This is a genomic window from Methylophaga sp. UBA1464 (assembly GCF_002325665.1).
Taxonomy (GTDB): Bacteria; Pseudomonadota; Gammaproteobacteria; order Nitrosococcales; family Methylophagaceae; genus Methylophaga.
In genome coordinates this window covers 26,064-26,478 of the sequence record NZ_DCSO01000078.1, presented here as the reverse complement: position 1 = coordinate 26,478, position 415 = coordinate 26,064, and the positions used below count along the sequence as shown (strand labels likewise).

The 415-nt window shown below is 39.5% G+C and carries 1 pseudogene; it reads left to right on the top strand.

The features are described from left to right. Positions 1 to 253: pseudogene (locus tag B3O33_RS09880) on the top strand (hypothetical protein); the annotation flags it as partial. Positions 254 to 415: the final 162 nt, after the last annotated feature.

The window sequence follows — 415 nt, the reverse complement described above, 5'->3', positions numbered from 1 at the left end:
GATGGATAAGATTTTCGGCACCAATATGCAAAAACCGATGTTCGGCGATCATTCAGGTTTAACGGACACAATGTATGACCTGATTGTTGATGCGATTGGCGCGTTGATTATCTCGATACTTGGTTATGGCTATTTGAAAAAAGCTCAGGCGAAATCTTTTCTCGAACGCTGGATCTTTTCATTTATCGTGAAAAACCCGCGTTTTTTTAACAAACACAAAAACACATCGAATAAATCCAATCTGCCAGACTGACTTGTAGCAGCTTGTGACATCTTCCCTAATAAATCAGGACTAACTCTGATGTACTTTTAGCCCTAGCACTCTAGTATGCCCCTAAATTGCTGTTTGTCAGCAATGTCATCTGGAGTACACATGTTAAAGCTGTCTTTTGCATTACCACCATTTTTCATATTG